At 70.3% G+C, this 21343-nt stretch carries 18 protein-coding genes and 1 riboswitch; of the genes, 8 read left to right on the forward strand and 10 right to left on the reverse strand.

Features of this window, described 5'->3' with window-relative positions:
• Window positions 1-44: 44 nt before the first annotated feature.
• The 3 genes from MKK50_RS20670 to MKK50_RS20680 all read right to left on the reverse strand — a co-directional run bounded on the left by MKK50_RS20670 (window position 45) and on the right by MKK50_RS20680 (window position 1728).
• Entirely contained in the window at window positions 45-626 is a 582-nt protein-coding gene (locus MKK50_RS20670) for a CoA pyrophosphatase (protein ID WP_253374110.1), read from the reverse strand.
• Between the two features lie 89 nt (window positions 627-715).
• Complete coding sequence (locus MKK50_RS20675) at window positions 716-1297, reverse strand: DUF1285 domain-containing protein (protein ID WP_499024988.1); 582 nt, start codon at window positions 1295-1297, stop codon at window positions 716-718.
• Window positions 1294-1728, reverse strand: a complete 435-nt coding sequence (locus MKK50_RS20680; protein WP_253373589.1) for a PaaI family thioesterase — start codon at window positions 1726-1728, stop codon at window positions 1294-1296. The genes MKK50_RS20675 and MKK50_RS20680 overlap by 4 nt, the downstream gene beginning before the upstream one ends.
• Before the next feature lie 196 nt (window positions 1729-1924).
• Between MKK50_RS20680 and MKK50_RS20685 the strand changes: the two genes are divergently transcribed.
• The 5 genes from MKK50_RS20685 (at window position 1925) to MKK50_RS20705 (ending at window position 11997) form a co-directional block, all read left to right on the forward strand.
• Window positions 1925-2935, forward strand: coding sequence for an AAA family ATPase (locus MKK50_RS20685; RefSeq protein ID WP_253373590.1), 1011 nt, complete (start codon window positions 1925-1927; stop codon window positions 2933-2935).
• An 11-nt stretch (window positions 2936-2946) separates the two neighbouring features.
• On the forward strand, window positions 2947-3861 hold the full coding sequence (locus MKK50_RS20690; RefSeq protein WP_499024990.1) for a DUF58 domain-containing protein: 915 nt from the start codon (window positions 2947-2949) through the stop codon (window positions 3859-3861).
• A gap of 13 nt (window positions 3862-3874) precedes the next feature.
• A complete protein-coding gene (locus MKK50_RS20695) occupies window positions 3875-6712 on the forward strand; it encodes a DUF4159 domain-containing protein (protein ID WP_499024992.1) in 2838 nt (945 codons plus the stop codon).
• Between the two features lie 118 nt (window positions 6713-6830).
• Complete coding sequence (locus MKK50_RS20700; RefSeq protein ID WP_499024995.1) at window positions 6831-8921, forward strand: hypothetical protein; 2091 nt, start codon at window positions 6831-6833, stop codon at window positions 8919-8921.
• Window positions 8922-9096: 175 nt separating this feature from the next.
• On the forward strand, window positions 9097-11997 hold the full coding sequence (locus MKK50_RS20705) for a PAS domain S-box protein (protein WP_253373595.1): 2901 nt from the start codon (window positions 9097-9099) through the stop codon (window positions 11995-11997).
• Window positions 11998-12037: 40 nt separating this feature from the next.
• Here the strand turns inward: MKK50_RS20705 and MKK50_RS20710 are convergent, their stop codons facing one another.
• Window positions 12038-14119, reverse strand: a complete 2082-nt coding sequence (locus MKK50_RS20710; protein WP_499024996.1) for a methyl-accepting chemotaxis protein — start codon at window positions 14117-14119, stop codon at window positions 12038-12040.
• Between the two features lie 266 nt (window positions 14120-14385).
• Window positions 14386-15270, reverse strand: a complete 885-nt coding sequence (locus tag MKK50_RS20715; protein ID WP_499024998.1) for an alpha/beta fold hydrolase — start codon at window positions 15268-15270, stop codon at window positions 14386-14388.
• Window positions 15271-15483: 213 nt separating this feature from the next.
• Between MKK50_RS20715 and MKK50_RS20720 the strand changes: the two genes are divergently transcribed.
• Window positions 15484-15930: a hypothetical protein gene (locus MKK50_RS20720; RefSeq protein WP_499024999.1), complete on the forward strand. Its 447-nt coding sequence runs from the start codon at window positions 15484-15486 to the stop codon at window positions 15928-15930.
• A gap of 12 nt (window positions 15931-15942) precedes the next feature.
• Here the strand turns inward: MKK50_RS20720 and MKK50_RS20725 are convergent, their stop codons facing one another.
• Window positions 15943-16176, reverse strand: a complete 234-nt coding sequence (locus MKK50_RS20725; RefSeq protein WP_499025000.1) for a hypothetical protein — start codon at window positions 16174-16176, stop codon at window positions 15943-15945.
• A gap of 178 nt (window positions 16177-16354) precedes the next feature.
• On the opposite strand from MKK50_RS20725, the gene fae reads away from it, so the two are divergent.
• Window positions 16355-16894 (forward strand): formaldehyde-activating enzyme, encoded by a 540-nt coding sequence (gene fae, locus MKK50_RS20730; RefSeq protein WP_253374111.1) that lies wholly within the window; start codon window positions 16355-16357, stop codon window positions 16892-16894.
• A gap of 356 nt (window positions 16895-17250) precedes the next feature.
• On the opposite strand, the gene MKK50_RS20735 is transcribed toward fae, so the two are convergent.
• The 4 genes from MKK50_RS20735 to cobU all read right to left on the reverse strand — a co-directional run bounded on the left by MKK50_RS20735 (window position 17251) and on the right by cobU (window position 20848).
• On the reverse strand, window positions 17251-17643 hold the full coding sequence (locus MKK50_RS20735; protein WP_253373600.1) for a response regulator: 393 nt from the start codon (window positions 17641-17643) through the stop codon (window positions 17251-17253).
• Window positions 17644-17700: 57 nt separating this feature from the next.
• A complete protein-coding gene (locus MKK50_RS20740) occupies window positions 17701-19482 on the reverse strand; it encodes a PAS domain-containing HWE histidine kinase family protein (RefSeq protein ID WP_499025002.1) in 1782 nt (593 codons plus the stop codon).
• 230 nt (window positions 19483-19712) lie between these two features.
• Window positions 19713-20315 carry a cob(I)yrinic acid a,c-diamide adenosyltransferase gene (gene cobO, locus MKK50_RS20745; protein ID WP_253373602.1) on the reverse strand — a complete coding sequence of 201 codons (603 nt, stop codon included), beginning with the start codon at window positions 20313-20315 and terminating at the stop codon, window positions 19713-19715.
• Window positions 20315-20848 (reverse strand): bifunctional adenosylcobinamide kinase/adenosylcobinamide-phosphate guanylyltransferase, encoded by a 534-nt coding sequence (gene cobU / locus MKK50_RS20750; protein WP_499025004.1) that lies wholly within the window; start codon window positions 20846-20848, stop codon window positions 20315-20317. Before cobU ends, cobO begins: the two co-directional genes overlap by 1 nt.
• Window positions 20849-20914: 66 nt before the next feature.
• A riboswitch (cobalamin riboswitch) is annotated at window positions 20915-21115 on the forward strand.
• A gap of 41 nt (window positions 21116-21156) precedes the next feature.
• On the opposite strand from cobU, the gene MKK50_RS20755 reads away from it, so the two are divergent.
• Entirely contained in the window at window positions 21157-21336 is a 180-nt protein-coding gene (locus MKK50_RS20755) for a CbtB domain-containing protein (protein WP_253373604.1), read from the forward strand.
• Window positions 21337-21343: the final 7 nt, after the last annotated feature.

Genomic DNA, 21343 nt, shown 5'->3' on the forward strand with positions numbered 1-21343 from the left:
GTGGGGCACCCGTCAAGCGTCGAGGCGATCAGGGATCAAGACGGTCAGGGATAGAGATGTTCTTGGAGGTTGTGCACGATCCCCGCCGTGACGCCCCAGATCAGGTGCTCGGCGAAGGGGATGGCGTAGAAGTAGCGCGTCCGGCCCTTCCATTCCGCCGAACGGACGAGATGCCGCGCCGGGTCCATGAGGAAGGCGAGCGGCGCTTCGAATACGGCCGCCACCTCTGCCGGGTTCGGCCGCAGCACGGCCTCGCGCGCCACGAGGCCGACCACGGGCACCACGAGGAAGCCGGTGCCGGAGAGATAGGGATCGAGATAGCCGAGCGGGCGCACGGCGTCGCTCTCCAGGCCGATCTCCTCCCAGGCCTCGCGCAAAGCCGTGTCGACCGGGGAGGTGTCCTCCGGATCGACCTTGCCGCCGGGGAAGGCGACCTGCCCCGAATGGTCGCGCAGATGTGCCGCCCGCTGCGTGAACAGCAGCGTCACGCCGTCCGGCCGGTCGATCACCGGCACCAGCACGGCGGCGGGCCGGTGCGGCGTGGCCGGTGCGAGGGCGAAGCCCTCCGGCTGGAGGTCGTGGTCGCCGCGCGGGTTCGACAACGGCACGCCCGGCCCCGGCGGCATGGGGCTCAGGCGGGTTTCCGCCCGAGCGAGGAAAGCGTCGAGACTGAAATCCTCCGCAGGCGCGGAGCCGGCCGCCGCATCGGCCAGCCTCACGCCGCCGCTGCCGGGGCGATGCGGTGGAAATGGCCGCCGGCCCAGAGCCCGAACCACCGCTGCCCGTCGATCTCGCGCTCCTCGCCCATCGCGACGAGATCGTAGGTGAGGGGGCGGCTCACCCGAGCCCAGAGATCGCGGCGCACATGGAGATAGGGCTTGAGGCCCTCCGCTCCGTCCTCGAAGCGCAAGCGATGCTCGGCATTGGCCGGTACGAGGTCGTCCACGTTGGTGCGGAAGGCGATGCGGCGGCCTTCGCCCTCGCCCTCCACCGCCATCTCCACGGCCGCGAATGCCGCGTCCTCGACGGTGATGCGGACCCGCTCGGCCGGTGTGACGAGCACGGTCGAGCCGTCGGGCTCCTTGCGCAGGATCGAGGCGAAGAGCTTGACCAGCTTCGTGCGCCGGATCGCCGAGCCGTCGTGGAACCACGTGCCGTCGGCGGCGATGCGGATGTCGATCGTGCCGCAATGCTCCGGATTCCAGCGCTCCACCGGCGGCAGGCCACGTTGGCCGATTTCGCCGAGGGCGGCGCCGAGGCGGGCGAGAGCCGGATCGTCGGGTGTGCTCTGGGTCATGACTTGTCGCCGGGCTTGTCCCGCAGAACCTTCCAGATTCCCGTCACCGCCGCCAGCGGGCGACCGCCGCTGGTGAGGGTACCGCGCACGAAGACCAGGGACGAGGTCTTGCGCACGATCTCCGGCACCGTCTCGATCAGGTCGCCGATCTGCGCCGCGCCGACGAACTGGCTCTGCATCTCGATGGTCACGGCGCGCGCGCCGTCGCAGGCGTCACGCACCGCGATGCTGAGGGCCCGGTCGGCGAAGGTGAGCAGCATGCCGCCATGGACGATGCCGACGAGGTTGCCGTGCCGCTCGTCGGTTTGAAAGGCGAACGCCTTCGTGCCCTCGGCCGTCCGGTGATAGACCGGCCCGACATGGGCGATGAAGCCCGGATCGGTGAAAGCCTCCCACCCCTCGGGAAAGGCCGCGCGCTCCTCGTCCGTCATCCGGTCTCGCCTTCCTCGGGGCGGGCGCTGTCCGCCCGCGATGCACGATGTCGCGGGCGTCCTGCCCGCCGGTTCTGGAGCGCCCATATAGTGCCGATCTGCCGCGCGGCAGCGCCGCGCTTGCGTTCGGCCCGCGTTCGGCGCCAGACTCCGCACTTTCCGGGCCTCCGCGCCCGGCCATCGCAAGGTTCACTTCATGGCACAGGGCGCCGGATCGGCCAGCACGACGAGCCTCGACGACGGGATCGTCGCCACCGCCGAGACCTGCCTCGCGGCGATCGAGCAGGCGCGGGAGGCGATCCACGGGGTCATCTTCGGGCAGGAGAAGATCGTCGATCTGGCGCTGGTCACGATCCTGGCCGGCGGCCACGGCCTCCTCGTCGGCCTGCCGGGTCTGGCCAAGACCAAGCTGGTCGAGACGTTGGGCACCGTGCTCGGGTTGGATGCCCGTCGCGTCCAGTTCACGCCGGACCTGATGCCCTCCGACATCCTCGGCACCGAGATCCTCGACGAGGATGCCGAGCGCCGCCGCTCCTTCCGCTTCGTGAAGGGGCCGGTCTTCACCCAGCTCCTGATGGCCGACGAGATCAACCGCGCCAGCCCGCGCACGCAATCGGCCTTGCTCCAGGCGATGCAGGAGCATTTCGTCTCGGTGGCGGGCGAGCGCCACGACCTGCCGCGCCCCTTCCACGTTCTGGCGACGCAGAACCCGATCGAGCAGGAGGGCACCTACCCGCTGCCCGAGGCGCAGCTCGACCGATTCCTGCTGGAGATCGATGTCGGCTACCCCGACCGTGCCGCCGAGCGCCGCATCCTGATCGAGACCACCGGCGTCGAGGATGCGCGGGCCAAGACCGTGATGACCACCGAGCAGTTGCTTACGGCGCAACGCCTCGTGCGGCGCCTGCCGGTGGGGGACGCCGTGGTCGATGCCATTCTCGACCTTGTGCGCTCGGCCCGTCCCGAGGGCGGCGATCCGGCGGTTGGCAAGAAGCTGCTGTGGGGGCCGGGCCCGCGTGCGAGCCAGGCGCTGACGCTGGCCGTGCGCGCCCGCGCGCTGATCGAGGGCCGGGTCGCCCCCTCCGTCGCCGACGTGAAGGCTTTGGCCGAGCCGGTGCTCAAGCACCGCATGGCGGTGACCTTCGCGGCACGCGCCGACGGCGAGACGGTGACCGGCCTGATCGGCCAGCTCGCCGCGAAGCTCTGAGCCCGCCGCGGATGACCTCCACCCGGCTCGTCGAGGCCGAGAGCCGCCGCCCCGGCGGCCCCGAGACCGGCAGCGCCCTGGCGCTCGCCGAGGTGATGCCGCGTCTCGTGCTCGAATCGCGGCGCGTCTCCGGCACCCTGGCGCACGGCCTGCACGGGCGCCGCCGCGCCGGGCCGGGCGAGAGCTTCTGGCAGTTCCGCCCCTTCGTGCCCGGCGAGGCAGCGGCGCGCGTCGACTGGCGCCGCTCCGCCCGCGATGACCGGCTCTACGTGCGCGAGCGCGAGTGGGAGGCCGCCCACAACATCTGGATCTGGATCGACCGCTCCGCCTCCATGGGCTTCGCCTCGGATCTCGCCCAGACATCGAAGATCGAGCGGGCGCTGGTGCTGGGGTTGGCGCTGGCCGACACCTTCGTCGAGGGCGGCGAGCGCGTCGGCCTGCTCGGGCTCACTCGTTCCAGCGCTGCGCGCGGCATCGTCGAGCGCCTCGCCCAGGCGCTCGTCAACGACCGCTCCGGCCTGACCCAGGATCTGCCGCCGGCCGCGACGCCCGGCCGGTTCGACGAAGTTGTGCTGGTCAGCGATTTCCTCACGCCGCTGGATCGGGTGCGCGGCGCCGTGCAGACGATTTCGGCGCGCGGCACCCACGGCCATCTCGTGCTGGTGGCCGATCCGGTGGAGGAAACCTTCCCCTTCACGGGGCAAGCGGTGCTGCACGATCCCGAGGGTGGTCTCAGCCTCGATATCGGCGAGGCGAGCGCCTGGGGCGAGGCCTATCGCACCCGCATCGCGGCGCATCGCGACGGCCTGTCCGAGATCGCCCGGCAGCGGGGCTGGACGCTGACGATCCACCGGACCGACCGGCCCGCGAGCGAGGCGGCCCTGCGGCTGCTGACCCTCGTCGCCGCCGCGCGCGGCCTCGGCTGAAAGGCGAAGCGCATTGTTCGGAGTTCCGCTCACCTTCGCCGCCCCCCTCGCGCTGGCCGCCCTCGTTGCGCTGCCGGCCCTGTGGATCCTGCTGCGGGTCACGCCGCCGCGCCCCCAGCGCATCCACTTCCCGCCGCTGGCGCTGATGGCGGACCTGCTGCCCAAGCGCGAGACGCCGGCCCGCACACCGCCCTGGCTCCTGATGCTGCGGATTCTGGCCGCCGCCTGCCTCATCCTCGCGGTGGCCGGGCCGGTGTGGAATCCCGGCGGTATCGGCGCCGCTGCGGGGCGAGAACCCCTGCTCCTCATCCTCGACAACGGGGTCGTCGCCGCCCACGATTGGCGCGACCGCCTGCGCGCGGCGACCGACGAGATCGAGGCCGCCGCCCGTGACGGCCGCCCGGTGGCGCTGGTCGCCAGCGCCGAGCCCCCCGCGCCGTTCGAGGCGAAGGTCCCGGCCGCTGCCTTGGAGCGTTTGCGCGCGATCCAGCCGCGCCCGCATCTCGGTGACCGCGGGGCGCATCTGGCCTCGATCGGCACCTTCCTGGAACGGGTGCCCCGCGCCTCGATCGTCTGGATCAGCGACGGGGTGCGCGGCGTCGGCGAGGCCGATTTCGCGGCATCCCTCGGCGAGATGGCGGGCCGCCACGGCAGCGCCGTGACCGTGCTGAAGGCTGAGCGATCCCCGGCGCTGGCGCTCGAAGGCTCCCCCGTGCAGCCCGGCGAAAAGCTCTCGGCCCAGGTCCTGCGTGCGGAAGGCAACGGCCGCGATGCCGGGCTGGTGCGGGCACTCGACCAGAAGGGCCTGCCGCTCGCCGAGAGCCGCTTCACCCTGGAGCCGGAGGCGCGCGAAACCCGCGTCAGCTTCGACCTGCCGGTCGAGCTGCGCAACGCCATCGCCCGCCTCGAGATCGAGGGCGAGCGCTCGGCCGGCGCCGTGGTGCTGATGGACGAGCGCGGCAAGCGCCGCCGGGTCGGCCTCGTCTTCGGCGGCACGCTCGATCAGGCCCAGCCGCTGCTCGCGCCGACCTACTACCTCGCCAAGGCGTTGAACCCCTTTGCCGATGTGCAGCAGCCCCGCGGCGGCCAGGGCACGGCGGAATCCATCGGCCAGATGCTCGACAATCAGGTCTCGGTGCTGGCGCTCGCCGATGTCGGCGCGCTGGACGAGCGCACGCTCGCGCGGGTCGAGCAGTTCGTGGACGAGGGCGGGCTGTTGCTGCGCTTTGCCGGCCCCCGGCTCGCGGCCGGCAACGACCCGCTCGTGCCGGTGCGTCTGCGCCGAGGCGGGCGATCCCTCGGCGGCACCCTCTCCTGGGACCGGCCGCGCACGCTCGCGGCGTTCGCCTCCGAGAGCCCCTTTGCCGGGCTGAACCCGCCCGCCGATATCGGCGTGCGCCGCCAGATCCTCGCCGAGCCCGACGGCGACCTGCCGGGCAAGACCTGGGCGGCGCTTCAGGACGGCACGCCGATCGTCACGGCGAGCAAGCGGGGGCAGGGGCTCGTGGTACTGTTTCACGTGACCGCCGACACGACGTGGTCGAACCTGCCGCTATCGGGCCTGTTCGTGGACATGCTGCGCCGGGTCGTCGGGCTCGCCGGCCCGTCCACCAAGCTCGGCGAGGGCGACGGGCGGGGGGCGAAGGCCGCGCTGCTGGCGCCGCGCCTGACCCTCGACGGTTTCGGTGCGCTGGGCTCGCCGCCGGCCGGCGCCACCGCGGTGCCGGCCGACTTCGCCGACCGCGCCGGCCCCGAACACCCGCCCGGCTTCTACGGCACGGCGGAGGGCGGCATCGCCGTCAACGCGCTGGCCCCCGGCGACCGGCTCCAACCCCTCGACCTCGCCGGCCTTAAGGGCGCCCGCACGGGGTCGCTCGCGGGCGCCGAGACGCTGGATCTGCGCGCGCTTCTGTTCACCCTCGCGTTGGCCCTGCTGGCCCTCGACACCCTGGCGGGCCTCTGGCTCGGCGGATTTCTTCGCGGTTTCGGTCGCGGTTCACACGGGAAGGCGGCGCCGGCCGCCTTGCTTCTGCCGGCGCTGGTCGGCCTTGCGCTGGCCTGCACCCCGCTCCCGGCACGGGCGCAGGAACCACCCGCCAACCGGCCGTCCGGCATCGAGTCGGCGCTGGCCACCCGCCTCGCCTTCGTCATCACGGGCGACGCCGCGACCGATACCGCGAGCCGGGCGGGCCTGTCGGGCCTGAGCCAGATGCTCGCTGCCCGCACCGCCCTGGAGCCCGACGAGCCCGCGGGCCTGAATCCGGAAAAGGACGAACTCGCCTTCTACCCGCTGATCTACTGGCCCATCGTCGCCGGCCGTCCGCAGCCGAGCGAAGCGGCGATCCGCAAGATCGACGCCTTCATGCGCAACGGCGGCACGGTGATCTTCGACACCCGCGATGCCCAGACCGCCCGCCCCGGCGGCCCGCCGAGCCCTGAGGCGGCGTATCTTCGGAAGATGCTCGCCACCCTCGAAGTGCCGGAGCTGGAGCCGGTGCCGGCCGATCACGTGCTCACCAAGGCGTTCTACCTCGTGGATTCCTTCCCCGGCCGGCTCAGTACCGGACAGACCTGGGTCGAGACGATTCCGCCGGCGGGCGAGGGCGGCGAGCGCCGTCCGGCCCGTGCCGGTGACGGCGTCACCCCGCTCATCATCACCGGCAACGACCTCGCCGCCGCCTGGGCGGTCGGCCGCAACGGCGAGCCGCTCTACCCCGTCACCGGCGGCGACCAGCGCCAGCGCGAGATGGCGTTCCGCGGCGGCATCAACATCGTGATCTACACCCTGACCGGGAACTACAAGGCCGATCAGGTCCACGTGCCGGCGTTGCTGGAGCGGTTGGGACAGTGATGGCCGCTCATTCTGCTTCGGCGACATATCAAACCAACCAGCCGATCCGCCCGTGCATCCCCTCTCCCCGCACGCGGGGAGAGGAGTTTTCCGCGATTGCTACAGGAGGCCCTAGCCCATGCTGAGCCTCAGCTTCACCCCCCTCGTCCCCTGGCCGGTGCTCGCGGCCTTCGGCGTCTTCGCCGTGATCCTCGCCGTTGTCGCCATCCTCGCCCGCGGGCGCACGGCGCTGTTGCGGGCGGTGGCGCTCGGCCTCGTCATCGCCGCGCTCGCCAACCCCTCGCTCGTGCGCGAGGACCGCGACCCGGTGAAGGACGTGGCGGCCATCGTCGTCGATCGTTCCGGCTCGCAAAGCTTGGGCGACCGCCCGGCCATGACCGACGCGGTCAAGGCTGAGCTGGAACGCCGCTTCGGCGCGCTGGCCAACATCGAGCCCCGCTTCATCGAGGTCGGCGACGCGCAGGGCGGGGAGGGCGATGACGGCACCAAGCTGTTCACGGCGCTGACCCAGGCGCTCGCCGACGTGCCGCCGGAGCGGATCGCCGGCGTGGTGATGCTCACCGACGGCGTGGTGCACGACATCCCCGCCTCGCTCGAAGCGCTCGGGCTGAAGGCGCCGCTGCACGTTCTCGTCACCGGCCGCCCGGACGAGCGCGACCGTCAGATCAAGATGCTGGAAGCGCCCCGCTTCGGCATCGTCGGCCGGGACGTGACCCTGCGCGGCGAGGTGATGGAGCGCGGCGGCACCGGCACGGCCATCGTCACCGTGCGCCGCGACGGCGAGGAGATCGACCGGCAGAGCATCGCGACCGGCGTACCGTTCTCGCTCACCACGCATATCGAGCATGGCGGCCCCAACGTGGTCGAGATCGAGGTCGAGCCGCTGCCCGGCGAGCTGACCACGGTCAACAACCGCGCCGTGCTCCCGATCGAAGGCATTCGCGAAAAACTGCGGGTGCTACTCGTCTCCGGCGAGCCGCACCAGGGCGAGCGCACTTGGCGCAACCTCCTGAAGTCGGACGCCTCCGTCGATCTCGTCCACTTCACGATTCTCCGGCCGCCGGAGAAGCAGGACGGCACCCCGATCTCCGAACTCTCGCTGATCGCCTTCCCGACCCGCGAGCTGTTCGTCCAGAAGATCAAGGATTTCGACCTCATCATCTTCGACCGCTACGCCAACCAGAGCGTGCTGCCGTCCGCCTATTTCGACAACATCGCCCGCTACGTCCGCGAGGGCGGGGCGCTGCTCATCGCCGCCGGGCCGGAATTCGCCGGTCCTGCGAGCCTTGCCCGCACGCGGCTCGCCTCGATCCTGCCGGGCGATCCCTCGATGAAGGTGGTCGAGCAGCCGTTCAAGGCGACGCTCACCGAGACCGGCCACCGCCACCCCGTCACCCGGGCGCTGCCGGGCTCGGAGGCGAACCCGCCGGCCTGGGGCGACTGGCTGCGCATCGTCTCGGCGCAGACCCGTCCGGGCGTGCAGCCGATCCTGTCGGGCGCCAACGGCCTGCCGCTCCTGGCCCTTTCCCGCGAAGACAAGGGCCGCGTCGCCCTGATGCTGTCCGATCAGGCCTGGCTCTGGGCCCGCGGTTACCAGCAGGGCGGCCCCTATCTCGATCTGCTGCGGCGCCTCGCCCACTGGCTGATGAAGGAGCCCGCCCTCGAAGAGGAGGCCCTGCGCGCCCAGACCACGGGCCGGGGCCGCGAGGTCCGCGTCGAGCGCCAGACCATGGCCGAGGAGGCGGGCCCCGTCACGATCACCGGGCCGACCGGCAAGGAGCGCGAGTTGGGCCTGTCGAAGGCCGAGACCGGCCTGTTCACCGCGACCTTCGAGGCGGAGAGCCTCGGCCTCCACACCATCCGCTCGGGCAACCTCGTTGCCTTCGTCAGCGTCGGCCCGGCCAACCCGCGCGAACTCGCCGACGTGTTCAGCGACACCGAGCGTCTGAAGGGCGTCACGGACGGGTCCGGCGGCACGGTGCGCCGGGTAGCGGCGGCCGGCGGCGGTATCGAGGTGCCCCGCCTCCAGATCACCCGCGGCGGCCGGCTCGGCGGCGCCGACTGGATCGGCTTCCGCCCGAGCGACAGCGCCACGGTGCGCGGCGTCGAGGTCTATCCCCTCGGCATCGGCCTCTGGGCCTTGGTGGCGCTCGCCGCCGCCGTGCTGGCGATGTGGCTGGTCGAGGGACGGCGCGGACGCGCGGCGTAGAGCATCATCCCGAAAGGTGGCCTCCGGCTTTCGGAAAAAGATGATGCAGAGACAATGGGCGAGAGCCTCGGTTCGCGAGTGGGCGCAGCGCTTCGGTGACGGTGATCGGGGAACGATCGCGGCGCGTGAAACGGCCCTGTCCGAACGAGCTTGACCTGTGTAAGTCGGTTCGGACATGACCGACTTACCTCCGTTCCTGGCCGGCGGCGGCGAGGCCGCCCGCATGATCGCCGAGCGCGACTGGTCGGATCATCCCCTCGGCCCCCCGCAGACCTGGCCGGAATCGCTGCGCACGGCGCTCAGCCTCGTCGTGAATTCGCCCGAAAGCATGATCCTGGCCTGGGGGCCGGACCTGCATTTCTTTTTCAACGACACCTACTTCCCGCTGCTGGGACCTCGTCTGTCCTGGGCCATGGGCGAGCGCTTCGACCGGGTCTGGGCCGACGGCTGGGATCAGGCCAAGCCGATCATCGACGACGCCTTCGCGGGGAAAAGCCGCCGCTTCGAGGATCTGCCCTGGACGCTGGCCACCGACCGGGGCGACGCGCAGACGTGGTGGAGCTTCTCCTACTCGCGGGTGCTCGACGGGGAGGGCCGCATCGCCGGCCTGTTCATCTTCACCAACGAGACGACGAAGCGCATCCGCACGGAGACGCTCCAGCGGGAGAGCGAGGCGGCCCTGCGCCGCAGCGAGGCCTTCCTGACGGCGATCCTGGAGGGGCTGCCGGTCGGCGTCATCATCGCCGACGCGGAGGGGCGGATCGTGCGCGACAACGCCGCCAACCGCGATATCTGGGGCATCCCGCCGGAAACCACGAGTTGGGAGGGCTACGGCGATTGGGTCGGCTTCTGGCCCGAGACGGGCGAACGCCTGCGCGCCGAGGAATGGGGCATGGCCCGCGCCCTGCTGAACGGCGAGACCGTGCGCGGCGAACTCGTGGAGATCGAGCGTTTCGACGGCGGCGGGCGGCGGCTGTTCCTCAACAACGCCGCGCCGATCCGTGACGGGGCGGGCACCATCGTCGGCGGCGTGGTGGCCGAACTCGACGTGACCGAGCGGATCGAGGTCGAGCGGCGGCTGCGGGAGAGCGAGGTGCTCGCCCGCATCAACGCCGAGCGGGTCCAGCTCGCGCTCTCGGCCGGCGCGATCGTCGGCACGTGGTTCTGGGATCTGCCCACGGACCGCTTCACCGTGGACGAGGCCTTCGCCCGCGCCTTCGGCCTCGATCCGGCGCTCGGCCGCGAGGGCTTGAGCCTCGCCCAGGTGGTCGAGACGGTGCATCCCGACGACAAGGCCGATCTGGCGCAGGCGATCAGCGAAGCCGTCGCCCGCGGCGGCGCCTACGCCCACCAATACCGGGTGCGGCGGGCGGACGGGTGCTATTACTGGATCGAGGCCAACGGCCGGGTCGATCACGCGCCCGACGGCACGCCGCTCAGCTTCCCCGGCGTGCTCATCGACGTGGAGGAACGCCGCGCCGTCGCCGCCGAGCGCGACCGGGCCATCGTGCTTCTGCGCCGGCTCAACGAGACGCTGGAGGAGCAGGTCGCCGCGCGCACCGCCGAGCGCGACCAGATCTGGCAGGCCTCCAGCGACCTTCTGGCCGTGGCCGATTTCGAGGGCCGCTTCGTCAGCCTCAACCCGGCCTGGAGCGCCACGCTGGGCTGGAGCGAGGCCGAGATGAAGGCCGTTCCCTTCCTCGATTTCATCCACCCCGACGACCGGGAGCGGACGCGTGAGGCCGCCGCCGCCCTCGCCCGCGGCGAGATGCAGCTCGGCTTCGAGAATCGCTACCGCGCCCGCGACGGCGGCTACCGCTGGTTCTCCTGGAACACCGTGCCGCGCCAGGGCCTCATCTACGCCTCGGTGCGCGACGTCACCGCGATCAAGGCGCAGGCCCGCGCGCTCACCGAGGCCGAGGAGGCTCTGCGCCAGGCGCAGAAGATGGAGGCGGTGGGCCAGCTCACCGGCGGCCTCGCCCACGACTTCAACAATCTGCTCGCCGGCATCTCCGGCAGCCTGGAGCTGATGCAGACTCGCATAGCCCAAGGCCGGCTCAAGGATGTCGACCGCTACATGGGCGCCGCCCAAGGCGCGGCCAAGCGCGCCGCCGCGCTGACGCACCGCCTGCTCGCCTTCTCCCGCCGCCAGACTCTCGACCCGCGGCCCACCGACGTGAACCGGTTGGTGATGGGGATGGAGGATCTGATCCGGCGCACGGTCGGTCCCACCATCACCATCGAGGTGGTGGGGGCGGCCGGGCTCTGGCCCTCCCTCGTCGATCCGCCGCAGCTCGAGAACGCGCTGCTCAACCTCTGCATCAACGCCCGCGACGCGATGCCCGAGGGCGGGCGCATCACCATCGAGACCGCCAACAAGTGGCTCGATGCCCACGCCGCGCACCAGCACGACGTTCCGCCCGGCCAGTACCTTTCGCTCTGTGTGACCGATACCGGCACCGGCATGACGCCGGACGTGCGGGCCAAGGCGTTCGACCCGTTCTTCACGACCAAGCCCACCGGACAGGGTACCGGTCTCGGACTGTCGATGATCTACGGCTTCGCCAAGCAGACGGGCGGGCAGGTGCGGATCTATTCGGAGGTCGGCGAGGGCACGACGGTCTGCATCTACCTGCCGCGCTTCCACGGCGACGCGGAGGAGCCCGATTCGCTCGGTCCCCTGGTCGATGCGCCCCGGGCTCGGCGGGGCGAGACGGTGCTCGTGGTCGATGACGAGCCGACGGTGCGGATGCTGGTGACGGAGGTGCTGGAGGATCTCGGCTACACCGCGATCGAGGCCGCCGACAGCGCCAGCGGCCTCAAGGTGCTGCAATCGGACGTGCGCATCGACCTGCTGATCTCGGATGTCGGGCTGCCGGGCGGCATGAACGGCCGCCAGATGGCCGATGCGGGCCGCATCTCGCGCCCCGGCCTCAAGGTGCTGTTCATCACCGGCTACGCGGAGAACGCGGCGGTGGGCAACGGCCATCTGGAGCCCGGCATGGCGGTGCTGACCAAGCCGTTCGTGGTCGAGACCCTGGGCCTGCGCATCCGCGAGATCATCGCGCGGGGATAAGGCCGGGGTCGGACCCGGCCGCCGCGTCAGTCCCGCCCCGTCAGGCCCGGATCGAGCCGACGAAGTGCTGGACGGAGTTCTGGAGCTGGGCGGACTGCCCGTTCAGCGCGATGGCGTCCTGCAGCACCATGTCCGCTGCCCGCCCCGTGGCGCTGGAGGCGCCGATGACGGATTCGATCTCGCCGGTGGCCAGGCGCATGCCGTGCGAGGCGGCCGAGATGTTGTGGGCGATCTCCTGGGTCGCCGTCGATTGCTCGTCGATGGCGTGGGCGATCGCGTCCGCCATGCCGTTGGCGCGCCGGATCGCCTGCGTGATGTTGCCCATGGCCTGCACCGTCTGCTCCGTGGCCACGCGGACCGAGCCGATATGCGCCGCGATCTCGTCGGTCGCCCGGGCCGACTGACCGGCCAGCGCCTTCACCTCGGCGGCGACGACGGCGAAGCCCTTGCCGGCCGCGCCGGCGCGTGCCGCCTCGATCGTGGCGTTGAGCGCCAGCAGGTTCGTCTGCTCCGCCACGCCGCGGATGAGGCCGAGCACCTCGCTGATCCGCGCGGCGGCGCCGCCGAGGTCGGCGACCTTGGCTTCCGTCTCGGAGGCTTGCTGAGCCGCTTCCGATGCGGCCGCGGACGACCCCCGCGCCTGCCCGCGGATCTGATCGATCGAAGCGGACAGCTCCTCCGCGGCCGCGGCCACGGCCTCGATGTTCTGCGAGGCCGAGCGGGAGAGCCGGGCGGCCTCCGCCGAACGCAGGTCGGCCTCCCGGGCCGTGCCGGCCAGGGTCGTGGCTTGGGCCTCGAACGAACCCGCCGCCGTCGCGACCTGGCCGACGATGCCGCCGACCGAGTTCCCGAACTGGTCCGCCGTCCGCTCCAGGCTCTGGCGCCGCTCCACCTCGGCGGAGTGCCGCAGGCCCTCGCGCTCGCCCCGCAGCCGCTCCGCCTCGGCGCCGTGCGCCTTCAGGACGTCCACCGCGCGGGCGATCTCGCCGATCTCGTCGCGGCGCTCCGTGCCGGGCACCGCGACGTCGCGCGCGCCTTCCACGAGCTGCGTGATGGTCCGCGCCAGCGAGGCCAGCGGCTGCACGACGCGGCGCGTGAAGAAGACCACGATGCCGAAGGTGCAGAGGATGACGAAGAGCAGGGTCGCACCCGCTACGGCAAGGCGCGGCAGCGCCGAGGCGATCGTCTCGTCGGCCGTGGCGAGGGCCGATGTCAGGGCGGCATCCCTGATGGTCAGGATCGACTGGAGTGCATTGACGGTGTAGGGGCGCCACTCCGGGAGGCCCATCGGCGGCTCGGTCCCATCCCGGGCGGCCGCGAACATCGCGGCCATCACCTTACCCGGGTCGGCGATGAAGCTGCGCTCTGCCAGCCTGAGCGCCTCGACGATCGGGCCTTCCGTTTCGACCTGAAGCACGCTGCGCTGCAGCCGCTGCCAAGCCTGATCGATCCGGCCGTCCATCTCGTGAACCTGGACGACCAGGGCCGGCGGGAAGCGCTGCTTGCTCCCCGCGTACTGACTGAACCAGGCGGAGCGGCTGCCGCCGACGTCGCGCAACTCCATCGCGAGGCTGATCACCGGCACCGCGCGGGCGATGTCCGGGTTCTTGCGCATCACATCGATCTCGACCGTCCCGAGCGTCTTCGCATTCTGCGTGACGACTGCGATGATCGCTTTTTGGAAGCTCTTCGCCGCCTGCTCGTCGCGCTGCTTGAGCGGTTTGGCGATCTCACTGTCGGCCGCCGCGCGCGCGTCCTCGAGCTGGCGGATCGCCGGCTGCAGGGCGCGTTCGATCACGGTCCGCTTGTCGGACGGCATGGTCGCGACGGCACCCATGACCCGCCCGATGACGACCTCGGTCGCCTTGCGGTTCGCTTCGGCCGAGGGCCGGATCGGCGTCTGGTCGGCGGTATCGAGGAGCAGGAGCTGGTTGTAGGAGCCGCGCTCGAGCGCGAGGCGCTCGTTGAAGCGGGCCATCTCGCCCAGAACCCCGACGAGATGACGTGCCTCGTCCGCCTGCGACCAGCGCTGCCATTCCTGCCAGGCGATGAAGGAACTCGAACCCGCCGTCACGAGGCTGAGCGTGGCGATGCAAGAGACGAAGAGACTCCGGACGCGCATCGGCCCCCCAGCTTTTTTTGGAATTGTCGCCACGTGGCGTTGGAACAACTAAGCAATGACATTTGTGAATGATCGGTTGACCGGGGACCTCTCCCGGTTTCGATCATTGTTGTCCTTCTCGCGGCAATCTTTGGAATACACCGCGCGTTTTGCTCGTGCAGCGGCGGCCCCGGAATTCCCGGCTCTGCTCGCGCCCGGTAGGCCGAGAACGCGGCGACGGGCATCGCTGACGGGCATCGCTTCTTCGAAACCTGGGCGCGTTGCGCTCAAGCCTCCAGCCGCGTGAAGAATCCCGCGATCGCTTCCGCGGCTGCCTCGGGCCGTTCCCGGTGCGGGAAATGTCCTGCGCCCTCGAACGGGGCGAGGTCGAGATCGGAGAAGGTCTCGCCGAGCCGGTCGGTCCAGGCGTAGGGGAAGAGCGGGTCCTGCGTGCCCCAGCGGATACAGGTCGGCACATCGATCGGCGGCAGGGCCGGGGTCTCGCCCCGCAGCATGGCGAGCCGGCCCGCCTGCTGGCTCAGATACCAGTTGAAACCACCCTGAAGGTTGCCGGGCGCCAGGAAGTTGTCGGTGAAGGCGTCGAGCACCGCGTCGAAGGCAACCGGATTCCCGCCGGCCCAGTGGCGCAGGAAATGGCCGATATAGGCGCGGCAGCTCTCGCGGCTGGCGCCGACCACATCCGCCGCGAACGGCTTGAGATGGAAGGATTGGTACCAGATCTCGGCCAGCATCTCCGGTCGGGCCAGCCGCGGGCCGATGCCGGGATAGGGGCAATCGAAGAAGAACAGCCCGGTAAGCCGGTCCGGATGCGACCGCCCGAGGGCCTGCCCGACATAGGCGCCGACATCGTGCCCGACGACTCCCGCACGTGCGAGCCCCAGAGCATCGAGAAGGCCGACGATGTCGGCGGCGTGGACCTCCGGTCCGGCCTTGTCCGAGGGGCCAGGATCGGGCTTCTCGCTGGCACCGAAGCCGCGCAGGTCCGGTGCGATCAGGCTGAAGCGGTCGGCGAGCCGGGCCATCACCGGCTCCCAGGTCAGCCAGAATTCCGGCCAGCCGTGCAGCAGCAGCAGGGGGCTGCCGGTTCCCGCCCGGGCGATGTGCAACTGCACGCCGTTCGCCGTCACCGTGTCGTGCCGGATCTCCACCATGCCCTGCCGTCCCTCTTCCTGTCCCGCCGCCCGCTGTCGGCGGGCAACGCGGCGGCCCCGCCGGTCCGTTCCGCAGCAAGCCGTCACGAACCCGTACCGAGAGGCCTCGTCGGAGCGATCCGGAACGCGGCCGGCTTGACCGGGCAAGCTGGACCGTTTCAATGCGTCCATTCCTGCCGGTCGCGGGAGAGATGGCACCGTATGAGGCGGCAGATGGCGACGACGGTTCGGTGGCTTGCGCTTCCGCTCGTGCTGGGCGGCAGCCTCGCCGTCTCGGGCTGCACCGGCTTCGGCTACATCTCGCAGACCTACGTCACCCAGGTGCCGCAGGTCGTCACGATCGGCTGCAACGAGCCCTACGAGGTCTACGACAACCGCCAGCGCCGCCGGGTTCTGGTGGTCTCGAACGCCCTGCGCGAGGTGACCGGCTGCGATGTGGGCCGGATCGGCGACGGGCGTCCCCCCGCCGAGACACGGGCCGCACGCTTCCGCACGGCGGCGCGCACCTATCTCGACGAGACCGTGCGCGAGGATTGCAAGATCACCGGCGAGACCGTGTTCAGCGATCTGCAAACCGAGTTCGCCTATGCCTGCGACGCCCCGGTGGAGCCGCGCGGCACGGCGGTTCCGCGGCTGCCCGGACGGCGCAACCAGCGCTGAACGGGCGCTCGGTCAGGGTTCCTGAGGGCCGACGAAGGTCCGCTCGGTCGCGTCGCCCGCCGCGGCGAGCAGCGCCCGGGCGAAGGCCCGCGCCTCCGTCCGGTCGAGGCTGAGGATCGCGGTGACGGGGCGTCCGCCGAGATCGGGCAGGCCCAGTTCCAGGCGCACGATCTCGCCCTCCGCCCTGGCGGACAGGCTCCAGCCACGCTCGCTGCCTGACCCACTGCCCTTCCCGGGCTCGCTCATCGAATCGATCCTTCCGATCCTTGCCGAACCCCACATGGAGGCTTTCTCCGGCCCAGACCAGGGGCGCGGCTCGGACAGGCCCCGGCGAAGACGATTGACGCGGCGGGCCGGGGATGATGTCTGCGCGCCGAACGCCCGCCGGGCGCGACGCCGTACGACAACCCAAGGGATGACCGACATGTCCGAGATCTGGTTCCGCACCGGCGAGGCGACCGTGCTCGCGGCCGAAGGGCAGTTCACCGACGCGATGCCGGAGGTGCTGATCGGCTCCACCCGCGGCCCCGTGGGCCACGGCTTCGCGAGCATGCTGGGGCAGGTGCAGGGCCATACCCGCATGTTCGTGGTGCGCGACCTCAACCAGCTCGTGCGCCCCTCCACGATCATGACCACCAAGGTCACGATCCACACCGCCGAGTATGCCGAGCTTCTCGGCGGCGTGGTTCAGGCGGCCACGGGTGACGCGATCGTCGATTGCGTAATTGAGGGCATCCTGCCGAAGGACGGCCTCGACGAATTGTGCATGATCATCACGATCTGGCTCGACGAGCGCTGCGGCAAGGACGAGAACCTCGATCGCAAGGATCTCTACCGCACCAACTACGAGGCGACGAAGCTCGCCATCGCCCGCGCCATGAAGGGCGAGCCGACGATCGATGAGCTGATCGCCAACCGCAAGACGGTCAAGCACTACGCGCTGGAAGACATCGTCGAGTACTGAGTTTTTGCGGATGAGGGGCGCGGCTCGGGCCGCGTCCCGCTCGAAGCGATACGGTCTCGCCAGGGCGTCGATCGGCAGTTTCCACCGAGTGCCCCATCTCGCCGATGGCGAAGTGGAGGGTTTCCACGGGATCGCTCTCCGGCGTTGCCAAAGGGGCGCCCCAGAGCCGGTCGATTTCCTGCAAGGCCTCGGTCAGGTCGGCGTCCGTGCGGATCGGGCGGACGTCCATGGCAAGTTCCCGAGTTCGAACTCAATTCGCTTGGCCATGAGAGGTCGCCGCTTTCGACCCACAGCAGTCCATCAAGACCTCATCCGATCATGGACCACATCCCCCCGGGCACACGACGCAGAGCGCCTCAGGAGGATTGTCGTGGGGATGTCATCAGCCCGGTCAGTGTGCGCAGTAACTCGTCCTTCGAGAAGGGCTTCGCCAGAGATGGCTGCTCCCAACGGTTGTTCGCATGAGACCGCTCCGTTTGCCCCGTGGCGAATAGGTACGGCACAGCGATGCCCGTCAGCGTCTCGGCCACCGGGTACACCGTATCCCCGTCGCCGAGATTCACGTCCAGCACCGCCGCATCGAGGGTGACATCCTCGATCAGGTCCAGCGCCCGATCCACGCTCGGCACAGGTCCGATCACGGTCGCACCGGCTTCCTCAAGCCAGCGCTTCAGGTGCATGGCGATCAGATACTCGTCCTCGACCACCAGAATGAAGCGGCCGGCAAGGGGCTGGGCAAGGTCGGGCATTGCAGGCTCTGGAAGCGCTCGAGCCGCGATCCTCCATCCTCGTAAGGGTGTTGTCGCTTACACAGGGCAAGTGATCGGCATGTCGATCTGGCAGCGTACGCCATTCTCGCCCAGCGTATAACCGACGCTCGCCTGGAGCGCGTAGGGCAGGGCCTGCTGGATCAACTCGGTGCCATAGCCGCGACGCGTGGTCTGCCCCGGATCGACGCGGATACCGGTCTCGATCCAGCTTAAAACCAACCGAGGCCGTCCGCGCTGATCCCGCGTGACATCCCAAGTGACGGCGAGACGGCCGGTATCGTTTCTCAGTGCGCCGTATTTGACGGCGTTGGTGGCCATCTCGTGTAGGGCCAGCGCGAAGTTCTGCACCTGCCGCGCGGTCAGGAGCACCGGCGGCCCGCCGACCTCAATCCGGTCCGATGACTCGTCCACGTGTGCAGCGAGTTCCGCCCGCACCAGCGCACCGACCTCGACGGTATCGCTGCCGCTTCGACTGAGCAGGCCCTGTGCCCGGCTGAGCGCCTGGAGCCGTTCCTCGAACGCTTCGACCGACCCGCCGCGCTTGACCGTCCTGTCGGCGATAGCGGCGACGACACCCAGCAGGTTGCGCGCCCTGTGCTGCAACTCGTTGACCAGGACCTCCAGGCGTGCCTGCAGCATGCACCGATCGTTGACGTCGATGTTGACTCCCGCCCATTTACGGATTGTGCCGTCGGGGCGCGTGATCGGCACGACGCGAACGTTCGACCACCGCCACGACGCGCTGGACGCGTGCCACAAGCGATACTCGGCATCGACCGCGCTCCCCGCGGCGACCGCCGCGCGCCACTTCTGTTCGGTCGCCGCCCGGTCATCGACATGGATCGCATCCAGCCAGCCGGAGCCTTGCCACTTGTCCAGCCGCTGGCCGGTGAAGGCGCGCCAGCCTGGGCTGTCGGCGACGATGGACCCGTCTGGGTGCGCCTCCCAGCTGAACTGGCCGAAGCCCTCGACGAGCCCGCGGAACCGTTCCTCGCTTTCGCGCAGAGCCGCCTCGGAACTCTTGCGCTCCGTGATGTCGCGCACCGTCCCCTTCATGCGCCGGAGGTGTCGTCCCGCGCCGGCATCGATCCGACCCTGCGCCCCAATCCACCGGAGTTTGCCGTCCGCGCGCCGGATCCGACACTCGAAGTTCCACTGCCCGCCCGCGGCGATGGCGTCTCGGAAGCAGGCGTCGACTGAGTCCCGATCCTCCGGCGTAATATGATTGAGGAACGTGTCGTAGGTCCATGTGGGCAGGAGTGCTTCGTACCCGAAGATGCGGTCGTGCTGCGGTGAGCGCCAAGCGTCCAGCGTGGCGAGGTCGATCTCCCACACGCCGACATCGCCCGCCTCCAATGCGCGCGCGAGCCGCTCCTCGCTCACCCGCAACGCCGCCTCGGTGCGCAACCGGCCGCCGATCTCGAAGCCGACCATGTGTGCCGCAATCACCGCGCCGGCTTCGTCCCGCATGGGCGTCAGGTAGGTGTCGAACACCTCGCTCCCGCCCAGGTCGAACGGTTGAGCCGGCACATGCACGCTCTCCCCCAGGAACACACGCTCGTAGAGGGGAGCGACGACCGGCCACGTGTCGGGGAACGCTTCGGACATGGGGCGGCCGAGTGCGCCGGGGTGTCGGTCACCGAACAGCCGCGCGGCCGCCTCGTTATAGACGAGGATGCGCTCGGGTCCGCAGGTGAGGCCCGATATGAGCGGGCTGGCAAGCACTTGCTCGACCATGAGCTTGAAACGCTCCGTCCACCGCCCGACCGGGCCGAGCGGCGTCGCGCTCCAGTCATGGTCACGGATGTAGGCGGACATCCCACATTCGCGGCCGATCCACGGCTTAGAAACTTGCGTCATGGATCCATGAGGCGGACGCCGTCGGCCGGGTCAATTGACCGATGTTGGTTTCGTGCGCTTCCGATGCAATGAATGCGACGTGTCCGCTCGCAGTCATGGCATCAACATCTGCTTTCCGCCCTGAGCAGCCCTTTGCCGCGTCAATCAGATTGGGTTTGGAATCCAGAATCGCGCGACGACGCGCGAACTCAAAACTCGATCCCCTCCTGCGCCTTCACGCCTGCGGAAAAATGGTGCTTCACGCTGCCCATCTCGGTGACGAGGTCGGCGGCCTCGATGAGCGCCGGCTTGGCGTTGCGGCCGGTGACCACGACGTGGAGGTCGGGGCGCCGGGCGGCCAGATCCGCGAGCACCGCCTCGAGGTCGAGGTAGTCGTAGCGCAGGGCGATGTTCAGTTCGTCGAGGACGAGCAGGCGGATGCTGGAATCCGCCATCAGCGTCTTGGCCGTGTCCCAGGCGTTGGCGCAGGCGGCGATGTCGCGGGCCTTGTCCTGCGTCTCCCAGGTGAAGCCCTCGCCCAGCGCGTGCCACGCGATTTGATCGCCGAAGTTTTTCAGCGCGCGGGCCTCGCCCGTGTCCCAGGCGCCCTTGATGAACTGCACCACGCCGACCCGGTGTCCGCGCCCGAGCATGCGCAGCACGAGGCCGAGCGCGGCGGTCGTCTTGCCCTTGCCGGGGCCGGTATGGACGATGAGCAGGCCCTTCTCGATCTTCTTCGAGGCGACCTCGGCGTCCTGCACCGCCTTGCGCTTGGCCATCTTTTCGCGGTGGCGGGTATCGTCTTCGGTCATCAAGGATTCTCGCGTGAGGGTTTGACCGTCAGCGGCAGGCCGGCGACGGTGAGCACGACCCGGTCGGCGTCGCGCGCCAACCGCTGGTGCAGCCGCCCGGCCGCATCGCGGAAGCGGCGGGCGAGCGCGTTGTCCGGCACGATGCCGAGGCCGACTTCGTTGGCTACGAGCACCAGCGGGCCCGCCGCCGCCGCGCAGGCCCGTGCCAGGGCGTCGGTGGCCGCTTCGAGATCGGCCTCGGCCAGCAGCAGGTTGGTGAGCCAGAGCGTCAGGCAATCGACCAGTACCGGCCCGGTCGCGGCGGCCATCGCCTCCGGCAGGGCCGTCGGCACGTCGAGGGTCTGCCAGGAGCCCGAGCGCCGCGCCCGGTGCTCATGGATGCGGACGCGCATCTCCTCGTCCCAGGCCTGCGCCGTGGCGATGTAGAGCCAGGGAGCCGGACAGGCCTCGATCAGCCGCTCGGCATAGGCGCTCTTGCCCGAGCGCGCGCCGCCGAGCACCAGGGTCATCCGGTCGGGTGCAGCCTCCGTCATGACCGCCGGTTTGCACCGGGGGCGTCCGTTCACGCAATGGCGCTTTGCAAGGCTGGCCGCTCCGCGTTACAAGCGGCCCGTGACGGTGCCCCGGCAACGGGGTGAAAAGGGAATGCGGTGAGAGGTTTCTCCAAGAGCCTCGATTCCGCGGCTGCCCCCGCAACTGTAAGCGGCGAGTTCCTGCCACGAGCCACCGGGTGATCCGGGAAGGCGGCAGGCACGACACCAGCCGCGAGCCAGGAGACCTGCCGTCCCGCGAAGTTTTGTTCTCGAACGCCGCCGGTGGGGCGGCCGGAGCCCGTGACCCGATGACGACTGCGACCCTTCAGACCCAGGCCACCACCCGCTCCGCCGAGGGCGCCCGCGCGCTTCTCGTCGCCGCCTTCCTCGGCCTCGGTCTCGTCTTCGTGGCAGGCTTCGCTCCGGCGACCGTGCTGCACAACGCGGCGCACGATTTCCGCCACGCGCAGAACTTCCCCTGCCACTGATCCGCGC

The sequence above is a fragment of the Methylobacterium sp. J-043 genome (genome assembly GCF_022829505.1).
Classification (GTDB): domain Bacteria; phylum Pseudomonadota; class Alphaproteobacteria; order Rhizobiales; family Beijerinckiaceae; genus Methylobacterium; species Methylobacterium extorquens_A.

Bases quoted from the DNA above. Each gene is read 5' to 3' on its own strand.
- fae (WP_253374111.1), top strand. From the start codon at position 16,355: ATGTCCGAGATCTGGTTCCGCACCGGCGAGGCGACCGTGCTCGCGGCC.
- MKK50_RS20725 (WP_499025000.1), bottom strand. From the start codon at position 16,176: ATGAGCGAGCCCGGGAAGGGCAGTGGGTCAGGCAGCGAGCGTGGCTGG.
- MKK50_RS20705 (WP_253373595.1), top strand. From the start codon at position 9,097: ATGACCGACTTACCTCCGTTCCTGGCCGGCGGCGGCGAGGCCGCCCGC.
- MKK50_RS20680 (WP_253373589.1), bottom strand. From the start codon at position 1,728: ATGACGGACGAGGAGCGCGCGGCCTTTCCCGAGGGGTGGGAGGCTTTC.
- MKK50_RS20700 (WP_499024995.1), top strand. From the start codon at position 6,831: ATGCTGAGCCTCAGCTTCACCCCCCTCGTCCCCTGGCCGGTGCTCGCG.
- MKK50_RS20690 (WP_499024990.1), top strand. From the start codon at position 2,947: ATGACCTCCACCCGGCTCGTCGAGGCCGAGAGCCGCCGCCCCGGCGGC.
- MKK50_RS20735 (WP_253373600.1), bottom strand. From the start codon at position 17,643: ATGCCCGACCTTGCCCAGCCCCTTGCCGGCCGCTTCATTCTGGTGGTC.
- MKK50_RS20685 (WP_253373590.1), top strand. From the start codon at position 1,925: ATGGCACAGGGCGCCGGATCGGCCAGCACGACGAGCCTCGACGACGGG.
- MKK50_RS20670 (WP_253374110.1), bottom strand. From the start codon at position 626: ATGCCGCCGGGGCCGGGCGTGCCGTTGTCGAACCCGCGCGGCGACCAC.
- MKK50_RS20720 (WP_499024999.1), top strand. From the start codon at position 15,484: ATGGCGACGACGGTTCGGTGGCTTGCGCTTCCGCTCGTGCTGGGCGGC.
- MKK50_RS20715 (WP_499024998.1), bottom strand. From the start codon at position 15,270: ATGGTGGAGATCCGGCACGACACGGTGACGGCGAACGGCGTGCAGTTG.
- MKK50_RS20740 (WP_499025002.1), bottom strand. From the start codon at position 19,482: ATGTCCGCCTACATCCGTGACCATGACTGGAGCGCGACGCCGCTCGGC.
- cobU (WP_499025004.1), bottom strand. From the start codon at position 20,848: ATGACGGAGGCTGCACCCGACCGGATGACCCTGGTGCTCGGCGGCGCG.
- MKK50_RS20710 (WP_499024996.1), bottom strand. From the start codon at position 14,119: ATGCGCGTCCGGAGTCTCTTCGTCTCTTGCATCGCCACGCTCAGCCTC.
- MKK50_RS20675 (WP_499024988.1), bottom strand. From the start codon at position 1,297: ATGACCCAGAGCACACCCGACGATCCGGCTCTCGCCCGCCTCGGCGCC.
- MKK50_RS20755 (WP_253373604.1), top strand. From the start codon at position 21,157: ATGACGACTGCGACCCTTCAGACCCAGGCCACCACCCGCTCCGCCGAG.
- cobO (WP_253373602.1), bottom strand. From the start codon at position 20,315: ATGACCGAAGACGATACCCGCCACCGCGAAAAGATGGCCAAGCGCAAG.